Origin of the sequence: Mycobacterium sp. M23085, from assembly GCF_045343915.1 — a bacterium.
Classification (GTDB): domain Bacteria; phylum Actinomycetota; class Actinomycetes; order Mycobacteriales; family Mycobacteriaceae; genus Mycobacterium.
In genome coordinates this window covers 4,487,215-4,507,028 of record NZ_CP174280.1, presented here as the reverse complement: position 1 = coordinate 4,507,028, position 19,814 = coordinate 4,487,215, and the positions used below count along the sequence as shown (strand labels likewise).

The 19,814-nt window shown below is 68.8% G+C and carries 17 protein-coding genes; 9 read left to right on the top strand and 8 right to left on the bottom strand.

Annotated features, from left to right (window positions below):
• Positions 1–82: 82 nt before the first annotated feature.
• Entirely contained in the window at positions 83–1,444 is a 1,362-nt protein-coding gene (locus tag ACIUM1_RS21285) for an HNH endonuclease signature motif containing protein (protein WP_406814530.1), read from the top strand.
• A 23-nt stretch (positions 1,445–1,467) separates the two neighbouring features.
• Here the strand turns inward: ACIUM1_RS21285 and dapE are convergent, their stop codons facing one another.
• The 3 genes from dapE to ACIUM1_RS21270 form a co-directional block, all read right to left on the bottom strand.
• Positions 1,468–2,532 (bottom strand): succinyl-diaminopimelate desuccinylase, encoded by a 1,065-nt coding sequence (dapE, locus tag ACIUM1_RS21280; protein WP_406814529.1) that lies wholly within the window; start codon positions 2,530–2,532, stop codon positions 1,468–1,470.
• 109 nt (positions 2,533–2,641) lie between these two features.
• Positions 2,642–3,802, bottom strand: a complete 1,161-nt coding sequence (locus ACIUM1_RS21275; RefSeq protein WP_406814528.1) for a PPE family protein — start codon at positions 3,800–3,802, stop codon at positions 2,642–2,644.
• 33 nt (positions 3,803–3,835) lie between these two features.
• Positions 3,836–4,660, bottom strand: a complete 825-nt coding sequence (locus tag ACIUM1_RS21270) for a PPE family protein, SVP subgroup (protein ID WP_406814527.1) — start codon at positions 4,658–4,660, stop codon at positions 3,836–3,838.
• 279 nt (positions 4,661–4,939) lie between these two features.
• Between ACIUM1_RS21270 and dapD the strand changes: the two genes are divergently transcribed.
• Positions 4,940–5,893, top strand: a complete 954-nt coding sequence (gene dapD / locus ACIUM1_RS21265; protein ID WP_406817796.1) for a 2,3,4,5-tetrahydropyridine-2,6-dicarboxylate N-succinyltransferase — start codon at positions 4,940–4,942, stop codon at positions 5,891–5,893.
• An 8-nt stretch (positions 5,894–5,901) separates the two neighbouring features.
• Here the strand turns inward: dapD and ACIUM1_RS21260 are convergent, their stop codons facing one another.
• The 5 genes from ACIUM1_RS21260 to ACIUM1_RS21240 form a co-directional block, all read right to left on the bottom strand.
• Positions 5,902–7,197, bottom strand: coding sequence for an MFS transporter (locus tag ACIUM1_RS21260; protein WP_406814526.1), 1,296 nt, complete (start codon positions 7,195–7,197; stop codon positions 5,902–5,904).
• Between the two features lie 197 nt (positions 7,198–7,394).
• Complete coding sequence (locus tag ACIUM1_RS21255) at positions 7,395–8,810, bottom strand: acyl-CoA synthetase (protein WP_406814525.1); 1,416 nt, start codon at positions 8,808–8,810, stop codon at positions 7,395–7,397.
• 29 nt (positions 8,811–8,839) lie between these two features.
• On the bottom strand, positions 8,840–9,748 hold the full coding sequence (locus ACIUM1_RS21250; protein ID WP_406814524.1) for an alpha/beta fold hydrolase: 909 nt from the start codon (positions 9,746–9,748) through the stop codon (positions 8,840–8,842).
• A 42-nt stretch (positions 9,749–9,790) separates the two neighbouring features.
• Positions 9,791–12,082: a CaiB/BaiF CoA transferase family protein gene (locus ACIUM1_RS21245; RefSeq protein WP_406814523.1), complete on the bottom strand. Its 2,292-nt coding sequence runs from the start codon at positions 12,080–12,082 to the stop codon at positions 9,791–9,793.
• Positions 12,079–13,539, bottom strand: a complete 1,461-nt coding sequence (locus ACIUM1_RS21240) for an aldehyde dehydrogenase family protein (RefSeq protein WP_406814522.1) — start codon at positions 13,537–13,539, stop codon at positions 12,079–12,081. Before ACIUM1_RS21240 ends, ACIUM1_RS21245 begins: the two co-directional genes overlap by 4 nt.
• A 193-nt stretch (positions 13,540–13,732) precedes the next feature.
• Between ACIUM1_RS21240 and ACIUM1_RS21235 the strand changes: the two genes are divergently transcribed.
• Genes ACIUM1_RS21235 through ACIUM1_RS21205 form a run of 7 tightly spaced genes read left to right on the top strand, consistent with a single transcriptional unit; the run spans position 13,733 to position 19,814 of the window.
• Entirely contained in the window at positions 13,733–14,929 is a 1,197-nt protein-coding gene (locus ACIUM1_RS21235) for a cytochrome P450 (RefSeq protein WP_406814521.1), read from the top strand.
• A 4-nt stretch (positions 14,930–14,933) separates the two neighbouring features.
• Complete coding sequence (locus tag ACIUM1_RS21230; protein WP_406814520.1) at positions 14,934–16,118, top strand: acyl-CoA dehydrogenase family protein; 1,185 nt, start codon at positions 14,934–14,936, stop codon at positions 16,116–16,118.
• A gap of 18 nt (positions 16,119–16,136) precedes the next feature.
• Positions 16,137–16,682, top strand: coding sequence for a MaoC family dehydratase N-terminal domain-containing protein (locus tag ACIUM1_RS21225; RefSeq protein ID WP_406814519.1), 546 nt, complete (start codon positions 16,137–16,139; stop codon positions 16,680–16,682).
• On the top strand, positions 16,682–17,080 hold the full coding sequence (locus tag ACIUM1_RS21220) for a Zn-ribbon domain-containing OB-fold protein (RefSeq protein ID WP_406814518.1): 399 nt from the start codon (positions 16,682–16,684) through the stop codon (positions 17,078–17,080). Before ACIUM1_RS21225 ends, ACIUM1_RS21220 begins: the two co-directional genes overlap by 1 nt.
• Before the next feature lie 3 nt (positions 17,081–17,083).
• Positions 17,084–18,196, top strand: a complete 1,113-nt coding sequence (locus ACIUM1_RS21215) for an acyl-CoA dehydrogenase family protein (protein WP_406814517.1) — start codon at positions 17,084–17,086, stop codon at positions 18,194–18,196.
• Positions 18,193–18,648, top strand: a complete 456-nt coding sequence (locus tag ACIUM1_RS21210; RefSeq protein WP_406814516.1) for a MaoC family dehydratase — start codon at positions 18,193–18,195, stop codon at positions 18,646–18,648. The genes ACIUM1_RS21215 and ACIUM1_RS21210 overlap by 4 nt, the downstream gene beginning before the upstream one ends.
• On the top strand, positions 18,645–19,814 hold the full coding sequence (locus ACIUM1_RS21205) for a lipid-transfer protein (RefSeq protein ID WP_406814515.1): 1,170 nt from the start codon (positions 18,645–18,647) through the stop codon (positions 19,812–19,814). The genes ACIUM1_RS21210 and ACIUM1_RS21205 overlap by 4 nt, the downstream gene beginning before the upstream one ends.

The window sequence follows — 19,814 nt, the reverse complement described above, 5'->3', positions numbered from 1 at the left end:
GCTTCGTAATCCCTTGTGTAACAGTGGTTTCAGTGGTCACACAGTGGCGTTTCTTGTCGGTGACCTCCGATAGTTTCAGGGTGTGAGCGTAGATCGGGAGGCCTTGTCGGCGGCGTTTGACACCATCGACGCTGCCCTCGACGAACTGGTCGGGTATGACTGCGATGCGTTGGCCGCACGCGAGCAGTTGGCGGTGTTGGAACGCTGCGAAACGGTACGTCGCCGGTTGCCCGCTGTCGAGCATCCGCTGATCGATTCCCTTGCCCGCCAAGCACCCTCCGCCGAACTCGGCGGTACGTTAACCCACGCGCTCACCGAGGCGACGCTGATCAGCCGCACCGAAGCCTCCCGGCGCATCAAGGAAGCCCGCGATCTAGGATCACGGCACGGCCTGACCGGCGAACCGCTGCCACCGCTGCTGCCCGCCACCGCCGCCGCCCAACGCGACGGCGCACTGGGGCCTGGCCAGGTGGCGGTGATCCGCAAGTTCTACCACCAGCTGCCCGGCTGGGTGGACGCCGCGAGCCGCGAGCAGGCCGAAGCCCGGTTAGTCAAGGAGGGCAGCCGGTTTCGGCCAGAACAACTCGACAAGCTGGCCGCCACCCTCGCCGACTGCCTCAACCCCGACGGCACCTACCGCGACGAGGACCGGGCCCGCCGTCGCGGCCTGACGCTGGGCAACCAACAGGCCGACGGCATGTCGGCGCTGCGCGGCTGGCTAACGCCCGAAGCCCGTGCCACCTTGGAAGCCGTCCTAGCCAAACTCGCCGCGCCGGGCATGTGCAACCCCCTCGACGACACGCCCTGCGTCGACGGCACACCCACCCAGCAAGCCGTCGAGACTGACCCACGCTCGGCGAGCCAACGCAACCATGACGGACTCAACGCGGCATTGCGGGCATTGTTGGCGTCCGGCAACCTGGGTCAGCACAACGGCTTACCGGCCTCCATCGTCGTCACCACGACCCTGGCCGAGCTGGAAGCCGCCGCCGGGCGCGGCTTGACCGGCGGTGGCACCCTCCTGCCAATGAGCGACGTGATCCGCCTAGCCCGCCACGCCCGTCACTATTTGGCGATCTTCGACCAAGGCAAAGCGCTGGCGCTATACCACACCAAGCGCCTGGCCTCACCAGGGCAGCGAATCGTGTTGTACGGCAAGGACCGTGGTTGTAGCGCCCCTGGCTGCACCGTGCCCGGCTACTACTGCGAAGTCCATCACGTCACCGACTACAGCAAGTGCCACACCACCGACGTCAACGACCTCACCTTCGCCTGCGGCCCCCACCACCGCCTCCTGCAACCCGGCGGCTGGACCACCCGCAAAAACACCCGAGCCGACACCGAATGGCAACCGCCCGAACACCTCGACCGCGGCCGGCCCCGCACCAACACCTTTCACCACCCGGAAAAACTGCTACGCGACGGCGACGACGAGGACCCGTAACCCAACGATCACCAGCCAGACCACTAGCCGTTCAGGTAGCCGCGCAACACGTCTACGGCGGCGGTGATGTCGGCGACCGCGACCCGTTCGTCGCGCTTGTGCGCGAGGTTGGGATCACCGGGCCCGAAGTTGACCGCCGGGATGCCCAGCGCGGCAAACCGTGCCACGTCGGTCCAGCCGTACTTGGCGCGGACGTTGCCGCCGGCCGCCTCGACCAGGGCCTTGGCGGCGGGTTGGGACAGGCCGGGCAGCGCGCCCGCCGCCGCATCGGTCTGGTCGATGTGCACGTCGAGCCCGGCGAGCACGTCGTGCACGTGTTGCAGCGCGTCGGGCACCGACCGGTCGGGGGCGAAGCGGAAGTTGACCGTCACCGCGGCCGCGTCGGGAATGACGTTGCCCGCGACCCCACCGTCGATGCGCACGGCCGACAGGCCCTCGCGGTAGACGCAGCCGTCGATGTCGACGCTGCGTGCATGATACGCCGCGAGCCGCTCCAGCACGGCGCCGAGTTTGTGAATCGCATTGTCGCCCAACCAGGATCGCGCCGAGTGCGCCCGGGTGCCGGTGGCACTGACCACCACGCGCAGGGTGCCCTGGCAGCCGGCTTCGATGTAGCCGCCGGTGGGCTCACCCAGAATGGCCACGTCCGCGGCCAGCCAGTCAGGCAGCTCGCGTTCGATGCGGCCCAATCCGTTTGCCGCGGCGTCGATTTCCTCGCAGTCGTACATCACCAGCGTGAGATCGTGTACTGGTTCGGGCACGGTGGCGGCGAGATGCAGAAAAACCGCGTCCCCAGATTTCATGTCCGCCGTGCCGCAGCCGTACAGGTCGCCGCCGTCGCGGCGGCTGGGCAGGTTTCCGGCCACCGGCACGGTGTCCAGGTGTCCGGCCAGCAGCACCCGCGACGGCCGCTGGTGGTGTGTGCGCGCCAGCACGGCGTTGCCGTTGCGAATGATCTCGAACCCCGACGTCTGGGCCCGCAGCGCGGCCTCGACCTCGTCGGCCAGCCGCGCTTCGTCCCTGGATTCGCTGGGGATGTCAACCAGCGCCGCGGTGAGCGCGATCGGGTCCCCGCGTAAGTCCAGCACGGTCTCAGGTTAGTGGTGATCGCAAGCGCGGCGGAGCCGGGCGCCGCGGGTCGCCACCATCGGGTCAGTGGTGATCGCAAGCGCGGCGGAGCCGGGCGCCGCGGGTCAACTAGACGAGCAACCGCGTGGGCATCACCTTGGGTTTCACGCCGTACCGCGGTCCCATGCCGTAGCCGCCACCCCGCCCCGCCGAGGCGACGGCCGGCATTCCGGACGCCCACGTCGTCTGCGTCTCTTCGGCCGGTGCGGTCCAGCCGGTGCCCGCGACGGTTTCCGCGGGGACCCGTGGCGTGGCCGCCGACCACGCGGCGGGCGTCGACAACCCGCCGACCGGGGCAGCCGCGCCCATGCTGGCCAGCACCGGTGCGGTAGCTACGCCCGCGGTGCTGACCGGGGCCGCGGCGCTCACCAGGGCACCACCACCGACGGCGCCTTCCACACCGCTGGCGGCGGCCCCAGCGGACGCCGCCGTGTCGAGCGTGTGGTTGTAGAGGATGTTGGACACGATGGTGTTGAAGATGTTCCACGACCCCACGTCGAAAACGGCGTTGCCGGTCTGGTTCACCACCGGGTCCCCCAGAATGCTGTCCAGCGTGCTCAGGCCCGGCAGGCCCGGCGGGTCCGGTGCGGCGGCCGGCGCGGCGAACGACTGCACGGCGTTGGGCACGTTGGAGACGACCCCGCGCAACCCACTCGTCTGCGCGGCCGTGGCCGCGGTCTGCACGCCCAGCCCACCCGGGCTGTTGGTCGGCGCCGGTGACGTCAACGGGCTCAGCCGGGCCGCGGCGGCGGATGACGCGGCGTAGCCATACATCGCGGCGGCGTCCTGGGCCCACATCTCGCCGTACTGCGCCTCGGTGGCGACGATGGCCGGGGTGTTCTGGCCCAGCACGTTGGTCGCGACCAGGGCTGCCAGCTGAGCCCGGTTGGCCGCGACCACTGGCGGCGGCACGGTCATTGCGAAGGCCGCCTCGTAGGCAGCCGCCGACGCCATGGCCTGGGCCGCCGCCTGTTGTAGCTGCCCGGCGGTGGTGTGCATCCACAGCACATACGGCTCGGCGGCGGTAACCATCGCGACCGACGAGGGACCCATCCATTCCTCGCCGGTCAGGTTCGAAATCGCCGACTGGCTGGCCGACGCTGTGGTACTCAATTCGTCGGCCAGGCTGGTGAATGCCGCCGCGGCGGCCATCATCGGACCGGCGCCCGCGCCGGTGTACATGCGGATGGAGTTGATCTCTGGCGGAAGTGCTCCGAAGTCGAAAGTCATTGCCTCACTCCTGTTCTGTGCGGCTGTTCGGGGTTAGATGGCCGGCTTGGGCATCACGGTCGGCTTGACGCCGTAGCGCGGGGCACCGAGGCCGTAGCCGCCGCGGCCGCTGGTGGCCAGTGACGGCACGCCGCCCGGAATGGTGTTCACCGTGGCGTTCTGGGGCGCGGCGCTGGTGATCCCCGCGCCCACCAACTGCGCCGGGGTGGTGTTGACCGCCGGGACACCACTTGCCGCCCAACTGGGTGGCACCGACAACGCGCCGATCGAGGGCCCCCTGCCCATGCTCGCCAGCATGGGCGCCGCACCGACGGCCGCGGGGGCCGGCGCCGCGGAAGCACTCGCAGTCGCTGAGCTGAGACTTGGGGGCACGAAATTCGGGATCCCGGACGCGCCGGAGACGGGCGCGAATTGTCCCTCACCCAAGGTGATGAAGTCCGACGCGGCAGCACCGACGTTCTGTGTCCACTCGATAGTGGTGCCGAGGGAGGTATCCCCGGGCGGTGGGTCGGCGGCCGCGGCGGACGCGGCGGCCGGTGCGAACTGCTGCAGCGCCGTGGCTCTGGTGCTTACCTGGTTCGCGGCTTCCGTCGTTCCGTAGGAACCGGCGTTGCTGTTCAGGTTGTTCACCATGCCCTGGTGAATCGCGCGCGCCTGGCCGCTGACCTGCTGGTACCAGGCACCGTAGGCCGAGAATTGCGCGGCCTGCAGAGCGGACACCTCGTCGGCGGCCGCGGGAGCGATGGTCGTGGTGGGCGCCGCGGCGGCGGCATCCTGGGCGGCCATCGACGAGCCGAGCCCTTCGAGCGTGCTGGCTGCAGCCAGCAGCGCCTCGGGCCGTGTGGTGACAAAGGACATGTGTTTTCTCCTCGGGCAATCAGCGGCCACTACGGACCGGCGACAACAAACCCCGCGGCGAGGCCAGAACGACTCGCGGGACCCCCGCAGGCCGCGTACCCGAAACGGCGCTATCCACGCCTGACCTGCTAGAACCGACGGGGCCGGCCGCCCAGGAATGCACGACGTGCCTTGCCGTGCCGAATGGCCTTGCCCGCGTGGGTTTTTGAACACCGGGCGGCATCCCGATTCTTGGCCCCCAGCAGGGCGGGCGGACCGCGGCGCCGCCCACGAAGTAACCTGTCCGCCGTGACTGGAGCTGCAGGTATCGGGCTGGCAACGCTGGCCGCCGACGGATCGATCCTCGACACGTGGTTTCCCGCACCGGAACTGACCGAGTCGGGCACCAGCGCGACGTCGCGGCTGGCGCTGTCCGACGTTCCCGCGGAACTGGTCGCGCTGATCGGCCGCGACGACGACCGCGGCACCGAGACCGTCGCCGTTCGCACGGTGATCGGCTCGCTGGACGACGTGGCCGCCGACGCCTACGACGCCTACCTGCGGCTGCATCTGCTGTCGCACCGACTGGTGGCGCCGCACGGACTGAACGCCGGCGGCTTGTTCGGTGTGTTGACCAATGTGGTTTGGACTAATCGCGGACCCTGCGCCGTCGCGGGTTTCGAGGCGGTCCGCGCCCGGCTGCGCCGCCACGGACCGGTGACGGTCTACGGCGTCGACAAGTTCCCGCGCATGGTCGACTACGTCCTACCCGCCGGGGTGCGCATCGCCGACGCCGACCGGGTGCGCCTCGGCGCCCACCTGGCGCCGGGCACGACGGTGATGCACGAGGGCTTCGTCAACTACAACGCCGGCACCCTGGGGGCGTCCATGGTGGAGGGACGGATCTCCGCCGGGGTGGTGGTCGGCGACGGCTCCGACATCGGTGGTGGCGCCTCGATCATGGGCACGCTGTCCGGCGGCGGCACCGAGGTGATCTCGATCGGCAAGCGCTGCCTGCTCGGCGCCAACGCGGGCCTGGGCATCTCGTTGGGCGACGACTGCGTCGTCGAAGCGGGCCTGTACGTCACCGCCGGCACCAAAGTCGTTACGCCCGAGGGTAAAACGATGAAGGCCCTGGAGCTGTCCGGCGGCAACAACCTGCTGTTCCGCCGCAATTCGGTGAGCGGGGCGGTGGAAGTGGTGGCCCGCGGCGGTCAGGGCATCGCGCTGAACGAGGATCTGCACGCCAACTGAGGGCGCAGCTATAGGCCGGCGGCGACCTTGTCGGCGGTCGGGGTGGCGCTCAGCGTGGTTCCCCTGGTCTCGGGCAGCAGCGAGACCGACACGAAGCTGGCCGCGACGAGGGTGGCCATCATCAGCCCGATCGCCCAGCTGCCGTAGGTCGCCAGCAACGTGCCGGCCAACAGTGGCGGCACGGCGGCGCCGAGGATGCCGGCCAGGTTCATCGCCACCGCCGCGCCGCTGTAGCGGTAGCGCGTGGCGAACAGCTCGGGAACGAAGGCCCCGGTGGGGCCGTTGGCCACCGCCGCGCAGGCGAACATACCGAGGACGGCGACCGCGTACAGGACGCGGTTGCCGGTGTCCATCAGCGGGATGACCACGAATGCCCACGGCAGGCACGCCGCCAGGCCGCCCAGCATCACCCGGCGGCGCCCGATCCGATCGGACAACCAGGCCCCGAACGAGACAAACGCGATGCTGGTGAGTCCGCCGAGGGCGCCGATCCCCCAGATGAAGCTGCGCGAGTAGCCCAGGTGGGAGTGGGCGTACATGACCAGGAAGGTGTTGCCGAGGTAGACGAAGCCCATGCCGCCCAGGAAGCAGCCCGCGACCAACACGATCTCGCGCCGCTGCAGCCGCACCAGCTCCGCCAGCGGGGCTTTGGGCACCAGATTGCGGGCCTTCTCCTCCACGAACAGCGGTGTCTCGTCGATGTTGAGCCGCACGTAGAGGGCGATGGCGATCAGCCCGCTGCTGATCAGGAAGGGCACCCGCCATCCCCATTCGAGGAAGGCCGGGCTGCTCTCACCCACGGTGAGGCTGACGGCGAGGAAGGTCAGGCTGGCGAGGATGCCCGCGGTGCCGCCGCCCAGCGAGGTGAACATGCCGTACCAGCCGCGTTTGTCGGGGGGCGCGTACTCGGCGCTCAACAGCACGGAGCCGGCCCATTCTCCGCCGACGGCGAAGCCTTGCAGCAACCGTAGGACGATGAGGATCAAGGGTGCCGCGACGCCGATCGTCGCCGTGTCGGGGACCAGGCCCACGCTGACGGTCGATGTGCCCATGACCAGCAGCGTGGCGACCAGCGTTTTTTTGCGGCCCAGCCGGTCCCCGAAGTAGCCGAAGACGGCCGCGCCCAAGGGACGCGACAGGAACGCCGTCGCGAACGTCGCCATCGAGGCGATGGTGGCCACCGTCGGGCTGAGGTGGGGAAAGAACACCGCGGGAAACACCAGCGCGGCCGCGGTCCCGTAGATCAGGAAGTCATAGAACTCGATGGCCGAACCCACCAGACAGGCGGCCGCAATCCGGCGCATGGGGGTACGCGGGGCTGGGACAGGGGTGCCCCCGGATCCGATGGGCTCACCCATGGCGGCCGTTCGCCGTCCGGCTACATCGATGCACGGTTACGACGGTAAGGGAAGCTCGGCGGCGACGCTCGCCGCTGTAGCTGGCAACTTGCTGCGTGTCTCGCCGGCCCGCCGACCAGGGCCTCACCCGGTCGAGCGGCCACTCAGCCGTCGGTCAGGAGTTGCTTTTTGAGCACCTTGCCCATGGCGTTGCGCGGCAAGCCGTCCACGATGCGCACCTCCCGCGGCCGCTTGTGCACCGACAGCTGCTGGGCGACATAGTCGATCAGCGCGTCGCCGTCGGCCGATCCGACGACGAACGCGACGATGCGCTGCCCCAGGTCCGGGTCCGGCATCCCGACCACCGCCGCCTCTTGGACGCCCGGGTGCCCGAGCAGTACGGTTTCGATCTCGCCCGCACCGATGCGGTAACCGCCGGACTTGATCAGGTCGACCGACTCTCGCCCGACGATGCGGTGCATGCCGTCGCCGTCGATCACCGCGACGTCACCGGTGCGATACCAGCCGTCGGCGTCGAAAGCCTCGGCGGTGGCTTCCGGCCGGTTCAGGTAGCCGTCGAACATCATTGGCCCGCGCACCTGCAGTTTGCCGACGGTCTCGCTGTCCCGCGGCACCGGCCCGCCGTCGTCGTCGAGCACCCGGGTCGCCACACCGGACAGCGGCAGCCCCACCCACCCCGGGCGGCGCTCGCCGTCGGCGCGGGTGGACAACGTGATCAGCGATTCCGACGCGCCATAGCGTTCGATGGGCTGGTGTCCGGTGAGCCCGGCCAGCCGGTCGAACACCGGGACCGGCAGCGGCGCGCTTCCCGAGACCAGTAGCCGCGCCGGACGCAGCGCCCGGGCGGCCGCCTCGTCGGCCACCACCCGCGACCACACCGTCGGCACGCCGAAAAACAGCGTGCCGCCGTGGTCGGTCCCCGCCTGGGCGTAGCCCGCCGGCGTCGGCTTTCCGGTGTGGACGAAGCGGTTCCCGATCCGCAGCGAGCCGAGCAGGCCCAGCACCAGGCCGTGCACGTGAAACAGCGGCAGCCCGTGCACCAAGACGTCGTCGGCCGTCCATTGCCAGGCGTCCGCGAGGGCGTCGAGGTCCGCCGCGATCGCCCGTCGGCTCAACACCACACCTTTGGGCAGCCCGGTGGTCCCCGACGTGTAGATGATCATCGCGGTGGCGTCCGGCGACGGCTCGGGGTATCGGTGCCAGGACCGGGCGTGCAGCCGCACCGGGATGTGCGGTAGTCCTTCGGGCTCGTCAGGCACTCGCCCGAGCCAGGCCCGCACCCCGGAATCGGTGAGCATGTGACGGCGCTCGGCCGCACCGACGTCGGCGGGCACCGGGACGAAGGGCACCCCGGCGATCAGGCACCCGGTGACGGCCAGCACCGTCGCGGCGGTCGGGGCGGCCAGGATGGCGACGCGGCCGGCGCCGCCCACCCGTTCGGCCGCCGACGTCGCGGCGCCGACGAGGTCGCTGCGGCTGAGCGCGGTGCCGTCGATACGCACCGCGTCGGCTACATCTTTGGAGGTGAGGTCCGACGGATTCAGGGACGCCAGCAGCACGTCAGCAGGCTACCCGGCCGCGCAGAGGGTCAGCCCTGCTCGTCCCAGATCTTGGTAAGGGTGGACAGAATCTCCTCGCCGCGGCCCAGGCCGCCGAGGTGGCTCTCGCCGGGAAGCACGATGAGCTCACAGTCGGGCAGCAGGGACACGACGTGCTCGCCGTGCGCGAACGGCACGATGTGGTCGCTGTCGCCGTGCCACCAGCGCACCGGCACCTTGACCTCGTCGAGCCGGAATCCCCAGTCCTGGGTGAACAGGATGATGTCGTTGAACGGGGCCGCCAGCTGTTTGCGGCTGCCGTTGAGCAGGTCGTCGAGGAACATGGCGGCGAACTCAGGCCTAGTCAGCAGGCGCCGGTCGGCCTCCGGTGACACGGCGGCGTACAGAAGCAGCCCGGTGTTCGCGACCGGTCGGATCGACCGGATCACCAGGCTCGCGCCGATCCGCAGCGGGTCGCCGCCGAGCCGCAGCAGGGGCGCCAACCGCTTGCCCAGATTCATCAGCCCGCTGGTGATGCCCTCGTCGCCGATGAAGGGCGCGACGCCACCGAGCACGCCGAGTGCGACGACCCGGTCCGGCAGCACCGCCGCGGACGCGAGCGCGTACGGCCCGCCGCCGGACAGGCCGATGACGGCCATCCTGTCGATGCCCAGCGTGTCCGCGATCGTGCGCAGGTCGTCGCCGAACGCCCGGATGTTCTGGTAGCGGTGCGGCGTCGACGAGCCGATCCCCGGCCGGTCCAGGCCGATCAGCCGGATCTTGTGGTTTTCGGCGTACAGGCGGGCCTCGGTGGGAATCTGGCGACGGGCGCCGGGGGTGCCGTGCAGCCAGAAGAACGCCCGGCCCTGCGGATCACCGAACTCGGCGAAGCCGATTTGGCGGTCCTCGCCGACGGCGATGTTTCCTTCGAGTTTGGGGCGGGCGATCTCGATGACCATGTCAAGCAGCTTGGCATGTCCGGCGCGGTTCACCAAGGGCGGTCAGGCGTTGAGCACCCGCTCACCGATGATCCGCCGCTGCCGCAGGTCGGCCACCTCCTCCTCGGGCAGTCCCAGCTCGCGCAGGACCTCGTCGTTGTGCTGGCCGAGCGTGGGCGGGGCGGTGCGGTGGTGATGCCGCGGTCCGGGCGTGATGCGAAACGGCCAGCCCGGGTAGCGGTGCGGCCCGGTGATCCGGTGTTCGAGTTCCTGGTAGTAGCCTCGCGCATCGAGCTGGCCCCCGATCAGCTCCGGGTCATACATCTGGTCTCCGGTGATCACTCGCTCGGCCGCGATCCCCTGTGCGTGCAGGGTTTCCACGATCGCCGCGGCGGTGCGCGTGCGGGTCCAGGCGGCGACGAGCGTGTCGAACAGCTCGTGGTCGATCGGCTGCTCGGGCATGGACAGCGCCACCCACACGTCGTCCTCGCTGGTCGGGTAGACGCCTTGCAGGTAGCCCCGCCGGCGATTGCCCTCCCGCGGGCGCACGACACCGTTCATCGAGTACTCCAGCACCGGTTCGGCGGTGACCGCGGCGGCGACCTCGATCTGGGCGATCTCGATGAGTTGGCCGGCGCCGGTGCGGTCGCGGTGCTCGAGCGCGGCCAGCAGGGCCACCCCGGCGTGCACGCCGACGATCGGATCGGCGGGCCCCTGCGGGTTGCACGGCGGGCCGTCGGCGTATCCGGTGGCCGCCGACATGCCCGAAACCTGTTCGAAGTTGAGCGCCCAGCCGACGTAGTCGCGCCACGGGCCCCGCAGGCCATACCCCGGCATCCGCACCACGATCAGGTCGGGCTTGACCGCCACCAACGAGTCGTAGTCCAGGCCGAACCGCTCGACCACTCGCGGCGAGAAGTTCTCCACCACGACGTCGGCCTGCGCGGCCAGCCGCCGAGCGATGTCGAGGCCCCGCGGCGACGTGAGGTCGAGCGTGAGGTCGCGCTTGTTGAGGTTGGTGCCTTGCCAGATGGGGCTGCGCTCGTACCAGTCGTCACCCTCGTAGGCGAGCGCGCCCGAATAGCGGTGGCCGTCGGGCCGCTGGATCGACTCGACTTTGACGATGTCGGCGCCGAATGCCCCGAGGTAGCAGGTCAGATAGGCGCCTGCCCAGAACGTGGTGAGGTCGAGCACCCGCAGCCCGGTGAAGGGCAGCGGCCCCGTCGACCGCTGCAGCGATTGGCCGTCGCCGGCCCACTTGGCGGCTCGCTTTCCGCAGCGGCGGGCCGGATAGTGCTGCGGCACGGGTGTTTTGGACAGCCTGAACGGCGGTCCGGGACGCCGAAGTGACCCGCTTCCGATGAAGAAACCCCGCGCGGCATACTGCGGGCAGTCGAGCACAGTTTCGCCGTCGTTGACTGGAGCGGCCGGAATACGCAGGGCCTGAGCCAGTTCCACGATCTCGGCGACGGTCTGACCGGCCAGCACCGGCTCGGCCTTGGCGAAGAAATCGTCGCGCTCCGGGCCACCCATCATGATGGCGATCTGATGTTCGCCGAACTCGGGCAGGCCGAGCATCGCGCAGGCGTCGAGCCAGTGCTGACCCGTCAAACAGTTGACGCCCACCCAGCCGTCGGCGGCCCGGACGATGCCCAGCATGGGCGCCGATCGCAGGTTGGCGGGCAGGCCGAGCCGCCGCATCCGCTGCGCCATCAACATCGGATAGGGCAGCGTCGACAGCAACGATTCCAGCTGCGAGACATCCACTTCGGTGACGCTGCCGGCCGACCGCAGTCGCAGCGCGGTCAGCGCGCCCAGCGCACCGTAGGCGCCCGAGACGTACTCGGCGATCCGGGCGCCGACCTGAACGGGCGGCCGTTCGGGATCCCTCGAGCTGATCCAGCCCGATGCCGCCTGCAGGGTCAACGGTGTGCTCGGCCGGTGACCGAACGGGCCGGACTGACCGAACGCGGAAATGCTTAACAGCACCAGTTCTGGGTTCAGCCGCTGCAGGTCGTCGATCCCGAGTCCCCATCCTTGCAGCATTCCCGGCGCGAGATCCTCCACCAGCAGATGCGCCCCGGCGATCAGCTCGCGCGCGGTCGCAAGGTCATCTGCGACCGAGAAATGAAGGGCAGCAATGCTTTTCCCAGCGTTGAGGTACTCGAACAAGCCGGACCGATCCGGGTCGACGACGCCCGCCGGGAACGGTCCCCAGCGCCGCAGCGGGTCTCCGGCGGGCGGCTCGATCTTGATGACTTCGGCGCCCAGGTCGACCAGAAGCTTTGCGGCGTAGGGACCCGCGATCTCACTGGCTATTTCGACGACGTGCAGCCCCGCGAGGGGTCCACTCACGCGGGAACCCCGATGGCCATCGGTTCCATGTATTGGTGTAGCCCGCCGATCCCACCGCCCTCGCGGCCCAGCCCGCTGAGCTTGAAGCCACCGAACGGCGCGCCGGCGGGACTGATGCCGTTGACGGCGATCTGGCCGGTGCGGATGCGGCGCGCCACGCCCAGGGCGCGGTCGACGTCGCCACCCCAGACCGCACCGGAAAGCCCATACTGCGAGTTGTTCGCGATGGCGACCGCGTCGTCGTCGTCGCGGTAGCGCAGCACGGTCAGCACCGGGCCGAACACTTCCTCTTGTGCGATAGTCGAATTCGGCTCCACCTCGGACAGTATCGTCGGTTCGACGTAGAACCCGACATCCAAACCGGCTGGCCGGCCTCCCCCGGTAACCAGCTTCGCTCCGTCATTCAGGGCGCCGGCGACGTGCGCCTCGACCCGGTCGCGTTGCGCCGCACTGATCAGCGGACCCATCTGCACCTCGGGATCGGTCGGATCGCCCACCTTCACCTGGCGGGCCAATGCTGCGAGCCGATCGACGATGTCGTCGTGCAGCGAGTCGGGCAACAGCAGGCGGCTGTGCAGAATGCAGGCCTGTCCGGCGTGCAGCGAACAGGATTCGAACAGCATCTGTTGCAGCATTTCGTCGGTGACTTGGGCGTCGTCGAGGACGATGCTGGCCGACTTGCCACCCAGTTCCAACAGGATTCGCTTCATCGTGTCCCCGGCGGCAGACATGACCTGGCGTCCGACCACCGAGCTGCCGGTGAAGCTCACCATGTCGATGCGCGGGTCGGTGGTCAGCAATTTGGCCGCCTCGACACTCGATGGCGTGACGACGTTGACCACCCCGGGCGGGATGTCGGTGTGCTCGTCGATGAGCCGCGCCAGCGCCAGCCCGGCCAGCGGTGTGAGCGGAGAGGGCTTCAGCACGACCGTATTTCCCGCGGCCAGAGCGTGATTCAGCTTCATGACGTTGAGGCAGTGCGGGAAGTTCCACGGCGTCAGCACCGACACGACGCCCAGCGGCGCGTGCCGCAGCACCGTGGTCCCGGCGCTGATGCCGGTGACCTCCTGGTCGACCAGCTGGGTGGCGAGCTGGGCGGCATGCATGGACATGAACCCGGCGCCGTCGATCTGCATGATGCGCTCGTTGGCGATGCAGCCCCACTCCGCCTGGGACAGCGCGAAGAAGTCGTCGGCGTGCTTGGTCAGCGCCTCGCCCAGCTGATTCAGGCAGCCGGCGCGCTGCTCGGCCGACATCGTGCCCCACGGCCCGCTGTCGAAGGCGCGGCGCGCCGCCGCGATCGCGTCGCTCACCTGGGTGACGGTCGCGTCGGGCGCGGTGGCGATGACGGCCTCGGTGGACGGGGAGACGTCGTCATAGCGGCCGTCCTGCGGCTCAACCCAATCGCCGTCGATGTAGAGCTGGTAGGTCTGGACAAGAGCGGGCGAATCGGCCATCTGCTTCCTCCGGTCATCTGATCACTTGGTGTACACCCACACGTGCCCCTCGTCAATCACCTGTTCGATGAAATCCGAGTTATTCCAATAATTTGGTGTCCTATTGACAGCGTGTCGCGGCGCGGAGTAGACACAGACCGCAAGACAGATTGCGCCAATCTGTCGGACCGGGTGCCTGCGGAAGGGGCTAGCCGTGCAGACTCATCCGCCGCTGCGCTCGCCAAGCTTCCCGCTGCACTCCCCCGACTTCTACGCCGGCGACCCCTATCCCGCCTACCGGGAACTGCGCGCGACGGAGCCGGTGTGCTGGAACGACGTCACGAACTTCTGGGCCCTGTTGAAGTACGAGGACATCCGGTTCGTGTCCAGCAACCCGGCGCTGTTCTCGTCGACGAAGGGCATCACGATCCCCGACCCGCATATGCCCAACCCGGTGCAACAGGGCAGTCTGATCTTCACCGACCCGCCCCGGCACCGGCAGATGCGCAAGCTGATCAACTCCGGATTCACCAAGCGTCGGGTGGCCGTGCTGGAGCCGAAGATCCGCGAGATCGTCACAGGCATTCTGGACGGCATCGAGCCCGGCTCGGTGCATGAATTCGCGGAGGAGATCGCCGCGCCGTTGCCCACCCGGATGATCGCCGAATTGATCGGCGCCCCACCCGACGACTGGGAGCAGTTCCGGGCTTGGTCGGACGCGGCCACCGGTACGGCCGATCCGGACATCGAGCTCGACCCGTTGGTGGCGGCCGGTCAACTCTACGAGTACTTCCGCAAGCTGATCGCCGCCCGCCGCGCGCGACCGTGCGACGACCTGCTGTCGGTGCTGGCCGGGGCCGAGATCGACGACCAGCGGCTGACCGATGAGGACCTGCTCAACTTCGCCTTCCTGCTGCTGGTGGCCGGCAACGAAACCACCCGCAATCTCATCGCGTTCGGAACGCTGGCGCTGATCGCGCATCCCGACCAATGTCGCATTCTCGCCGAAGACCCTGCGCGAATTCCGCTCGCCGTCGAGGAGATGCTGCGGTGGAACAGTCCCGTGGTACACATGGCCCGCACCGCGACCGCCGACGTCGAGATCCGCGGCCGGCGCATCAAGGCCGGCGAGGTGGTGGTGATGCTGTACGGGTCGGCCAACCGGGACGAGGACGTATTCGGGCCCGACTCCGAGGAGTTCGACGTGACCCGCCATCCGAACCCGCACATCGCCTTCGGCTGCGGCGAACATTCCTGCATCGGTGCACAATTGGCGCGCCTGGAGGCGACGGTGTTCTTCGATGAGCTGCTGCGCCGCTTTCCCGGCATAAAACTGGTGGGCGAGGTGGACAGGATGCGGGCCACCATGGTGCCCGGCGTGAAACGCATGCCGGTGCGGATGGGGGGCTGAGCCGATGGATTTCGAATACACGCCTGAGCAGGAGAAGCTGCGCGCCGAGATGCGCGCGTCGCTGGAAACCGTGATGACGCCCGAACGCATCGCCGCGGTCAGCGAGCGGATGGAGGGCGGCCCCGCTGTGCGCGAATGCGTCCGCGCCCTGGCCGCGGCCAATCTATTGGGCGTGGGATGGCCCAAAGAGTATGGCGGTCAAGGGTTTTCGGCGGTCGAGCAGTTCATCTTCGCTGAGGAGGCGCGCCGGGTCAGCGCGCCCATCCCACTGGTGACGCTCAACACCGTCGGGCCGACGCTGATGCACTTCGGCACCGAGGAGCAGAAGCAGCGGTTTCTGCCGGCGATCCTGGACGGCACCGTGGAGTTCGCCATCGGCTACTCCGAGCCGGGCGCGGGCAGCGACCTGGCCTCGGTGCGCACGACCGCCGAACGGGTCGGCGACGAGTACGTGATCAACGGCCAGAAGATGTTCACCAGCGGCGCCGCCTACGCCGACTACATCTGGCTGGCCGTGCGCACCGATCCGGATGCCAAGAAACACAAGGGCATTTCCGTCCTCATCGTGCCGACCTCATCGCCCGGCTTTTCCTGGCAGCCGCTGCACACCATGCCCGGCATCTCGACGTTCTACACGTTCTACGACGACGTCCGGGTGCCGGTCAGCGCGCTGGTGGGCGCGGAGAACCAGGGCTGGCAGCTGATCACCACGCAGTTGAATTTCGAACGCGCCGCGCTGGGCAATCTCGGTGCGCTCGAGCCGCTCCTCGAGAAGACGTTGGACTGGGCCGTCAGCACCAAGCTCGACGGAGGCCGCGTCATCGACCAGCCCTGGGTGCAGCAGGCCCTGGCACGGGTCGAAGCCCAAGTCGCCGCATACAAACTCGTCAACCTGCGAGTGAACGCAGCGATGACGCAGGGCGTGCTCAGCATGGGCGAGGCATCGGCGGCGAAGGTGTTCGGCACCGAGCTCACCGGAGCGGTCGCCCGGGAGCTACTCGAGGTACTCGACGGCAACGGGGTGCGGCGCGGTGCCGACGCGCCGCTGCGCGGCGCGCTGGAGTCCGCCTACCGGCAGGCCGTCATCAATACCTTTGGCGGCGGAGCCAACGAAATCCAACGTGACATCATCGCCATGGCCGGGTTGGGCATGCCGCGGGCACCGCGCGACCTGCGGGCCGCGAAATAGTCAGGAGGACGAAACCAAGTGACCGACTCAGAAACCGTCAGCGCCAAGGTGCGGGCCCTGGTCGGCCAGCCCACCGGCGGCACCGGAAAGCCCTCACTGGCACCGGACCCGGTGAACCAGCCGATGATCCGGCACTGGGCGTACGCGATGGCCGACATGAACCCCGTCTACATCGACCCCGAGTTCGCCGAGTCGTCGCGGTTCGGCGGCATCGTGTCACCGCCGGTGATGCTGCAGACGTGGACGATGCCGTCGCCGAAGCTGGAGGGTATCGGCGAGCGGGGTGGGGCGCCGATCGAGATCCAGAGCAATCCAACGGCCTTCCTCGATGAGGCCGGCTACACCAGTACGGTGGCGACGAATTCGGAGTTCGAGATCGAGCGGTACCCGCGGCTGGGCGACGTGATCAGTGCGACGACGGTCTACGAATCCGTCTCCGACGAAAAGCAGACCGCGCTGGGCACCGGCTTCTTCCTCACCTGGCTGACGACCTACACCGACCAGCACGGCGAGGTGCTGGGCCGGCAACGGTTCCGCGTGCTGCGGTTCAGGCCGGCAAGCTGATGGCGGCCCGCCTGGCGCCGGCGATCACGCCGGACACCGACTTCTTCTGGAATGGGTTGCGGGAGAACAAACTCCTGATCCAGCGCTGCGGCGGCTGTGGGCAGTTGCGCCACCCGCCCCGCCCGATGTGCCCGCACTGCCGGTCGCTGCAGTGGGAGGCGATCGAGTCCTCGGGGCGCGGCACCGTCTACAGCTACGTGATGCCACACGAGCCCAAGTTTCCGTTCTTCGAATACCCCTACATCGTCGTCCTGGTGGAACTCGAGGAGGGGGTGCGCCTGGTGTCGAACCTGACCGGCATCGACCCTGCCGACGTGACACCGGGAATGCCGGTCCAGGTGTACTACCAGACATTCGATAACGACCTGGTGCTGCACCAGTTCCGGCCGAGCGCTTGAATCATGGACTTCTCGTTTACCGATGAGCAGGAGACGATCGCCAAGCTTGCCCGCGATCTGTTCGAGCGTCGCGCCACGCCGGAACGGCTGACCGAGCTCGAAGCCGGCGACGTCCGTTACGACGCCGCGCTTTGGAAAGAGCTGGCCGCCGCCGACCTGCTGGGCATCGCGCTGCCGGAGTCCGTGGGCGGCAACGGTGGTGGCTTCGTAGAGCTCGGGGTGCTGCTTTCCGAGGTCGGCTACAGCGTCGCACCGGTGCCCGCCTTCGCCGCGCTGGTGCTGGGCGCCGACCCGATCTCGCGGCACGGCAGCCACGAACAGCAACAGCGCTTCCTGCCGGGCGTAGTCACGGGATCCCGGATCCTGACAACGGGATTGGCCGAACCGGGCCGCTCGGACCCGGCGAGCCCGATCACCACCGCACGCCGCGACGGCCCGAACTGGCGCCTCGACGGCGCCAAGGAGTTGGTGCCGGCGGCGCAACTCGCCGACACGGTGCTGATTCCCGCCGTCACCGACGACGGCGACGTGGGCCTGTTCCTGCTGGCCGCCGACGCCCCCGGCGTCGAGGTCCGCCCGGTACCCACCACCAACCGCGAGCCACATGCGGACGTATTCCTGGACGGCGCAACCGTTTCCGCGACGGATGTGATTACCGGTGACGGGCTGGTCGAGTCGCTCCACACCCGCGCCCTGGTGGCGCTGTGCGCGATCCAGCTCGGCGTCGTCGAGCGCGCGCTGCGCATCGCCGCCGAATACACCACGGGCCGCGAACAATTCGGTCGCCCGATCGGCAGCTTCCAGGCAGTGCAGCAGCGCATGGCCGACGCGTTCATCGACGTCGAGGCGATCCGGTGGACCACCTGGCAGGCGGCCTGGCTGGTCACGCACGAACGTCCGGCCGACCGGGCGGCGCGCATCGCGAAGTTCTGGGCCGCCGACGCCGGCGCCCGTGTCGCCGCCACCGCCCAGCATGTCCACGGCGGCATCGGCATCGACGTCAGCTATCCCCTGCACCGCTATTTCCTGTGGGCCAAGCACAACGAGCTGACCCTCGGTCCGGCTTCGGCGCAGCTGGCCCAACTCGGCGCAACGTACTCGGAAGGACCCGCATGACGACCACCACCGGCCGTACCACCACCATCCGATGGCAAGAAATCGCGGAGGGCGACGAGGTCACCCCGCTTGAAATCCCGATCACCACAACGATGATCGTCGCCGGCGCGATCGCCACCCGGGACTTCATGCCGGTGCATCACGACCGCGACTACGCCAAGCAGCAGGGCTCGCCCAACCTGTTCATGAACATCTTGACCACCAACGGCTACTGCGTGCGCTTCCTCACCGACTGGGCCGGACCCGAAGCGATGGTGAAGAAGCTGTCCATCCGCCTCGGGGTGCCGTGCTTCCCCGACGACCCACTGCGGTTCACCGGCCGCGTCACCGGCAAGACCGAGGGCTCGGATGGTGAGAACTTCGTCGAGGTCACCTTCGCGGGCGCGAACAGCCTGGGAGACCACGTCTCGGGCACCGCGGTGCTCAGCCTGCTCGACGGATCCCAAGCATGAGCCGGACACTGTCCGGCGCCGCGGCCATTGTCGGGATCGGCCAGACGGAGTTCTCGAAGGAATCCGGGCGCAGCGAGCTGCAATTGGCGTGCGAGGCCGTCAGCGCCGCACTCGACGACGCCGGCCTGGCGCCCAGTGACGTCGACGGCATGGTCACCTTCACTATGGACTCCAGCGACGAGATCGACATCGCCCGCAATGTCGGCATCGGCGACCTGAGCTTCTTCTCCCGCGTGCACCACGGCGGCGGTGCGGCCGCCGGCACCGTCGTGCACGCGGCGATGGCCGTGGCCACCGGCGTCGCCGATGTGGTGGTGTGCTGGCGGGCCTTCAACGAGCGGTCCGGCTTCCGGTTCGGTGGCAGCGGCCGCAGCATGGCCGAAACACCGTTATTCATGGCGCATTACGCACCATTCGGACTGCTCACGCCGGCAGCCTGGGTCGCGGTGCACGCCCAGCGCTACATGTCGACGTACGGCGTCACCAACGAGGACTTCGGCAGGATCGCCGTCGTCGATCGTAAACATGCCGCGACCAACCCCGATGCCTGGTTCTACCAGCGCCCGATCACCCTGGAAGACCACCAGAATTCACGCTGGATCGTCGAACCCGTGCTGCGGCTGCTGGATTGCTGTCAGGAGAGCGACGGGGGCGTCGCGCTGGTCATCACCAGCGCCGAACGCGCGCGCGACCTGCGCCAGCCGCCGGCCATCATCACCGCGGCGGCCCAGGGCGCCGCCCACAACGGCGAGATGATGACGAGCTACTACCGCGACGACATCACCGGGCTACCGGAGATGGGTGTGGTTGCCCGGCGGCTGTGGCGCGATTCGGGCCTGAAACCGCAAGACATTCAAACCGCCTTCATCTACGACCATTTCACGCCGTTCGTGTTCGCCCAGCTCGAGGAACTCGGATTCTGCGGGCGCGGCGAGGCCAAGGACTTCGCCACCATCGAGCGGCTGTCGCTCGGTGGCGAGCTCCCGATCAACACGAACGGCGGCCTGCTCGGCGAGGCCTACATCCACGGCATGAACGGCATCACCGAGGGGGTGCGCCAGGTGCGCGGCACCTCGCACAACCAGGTCGACAACGTCGAGCACGTGCTGGTCACGTCCGGAACCGGCGTGCCCACCAGTGGTCTGATACTCGCGCCGGCCGGCTGA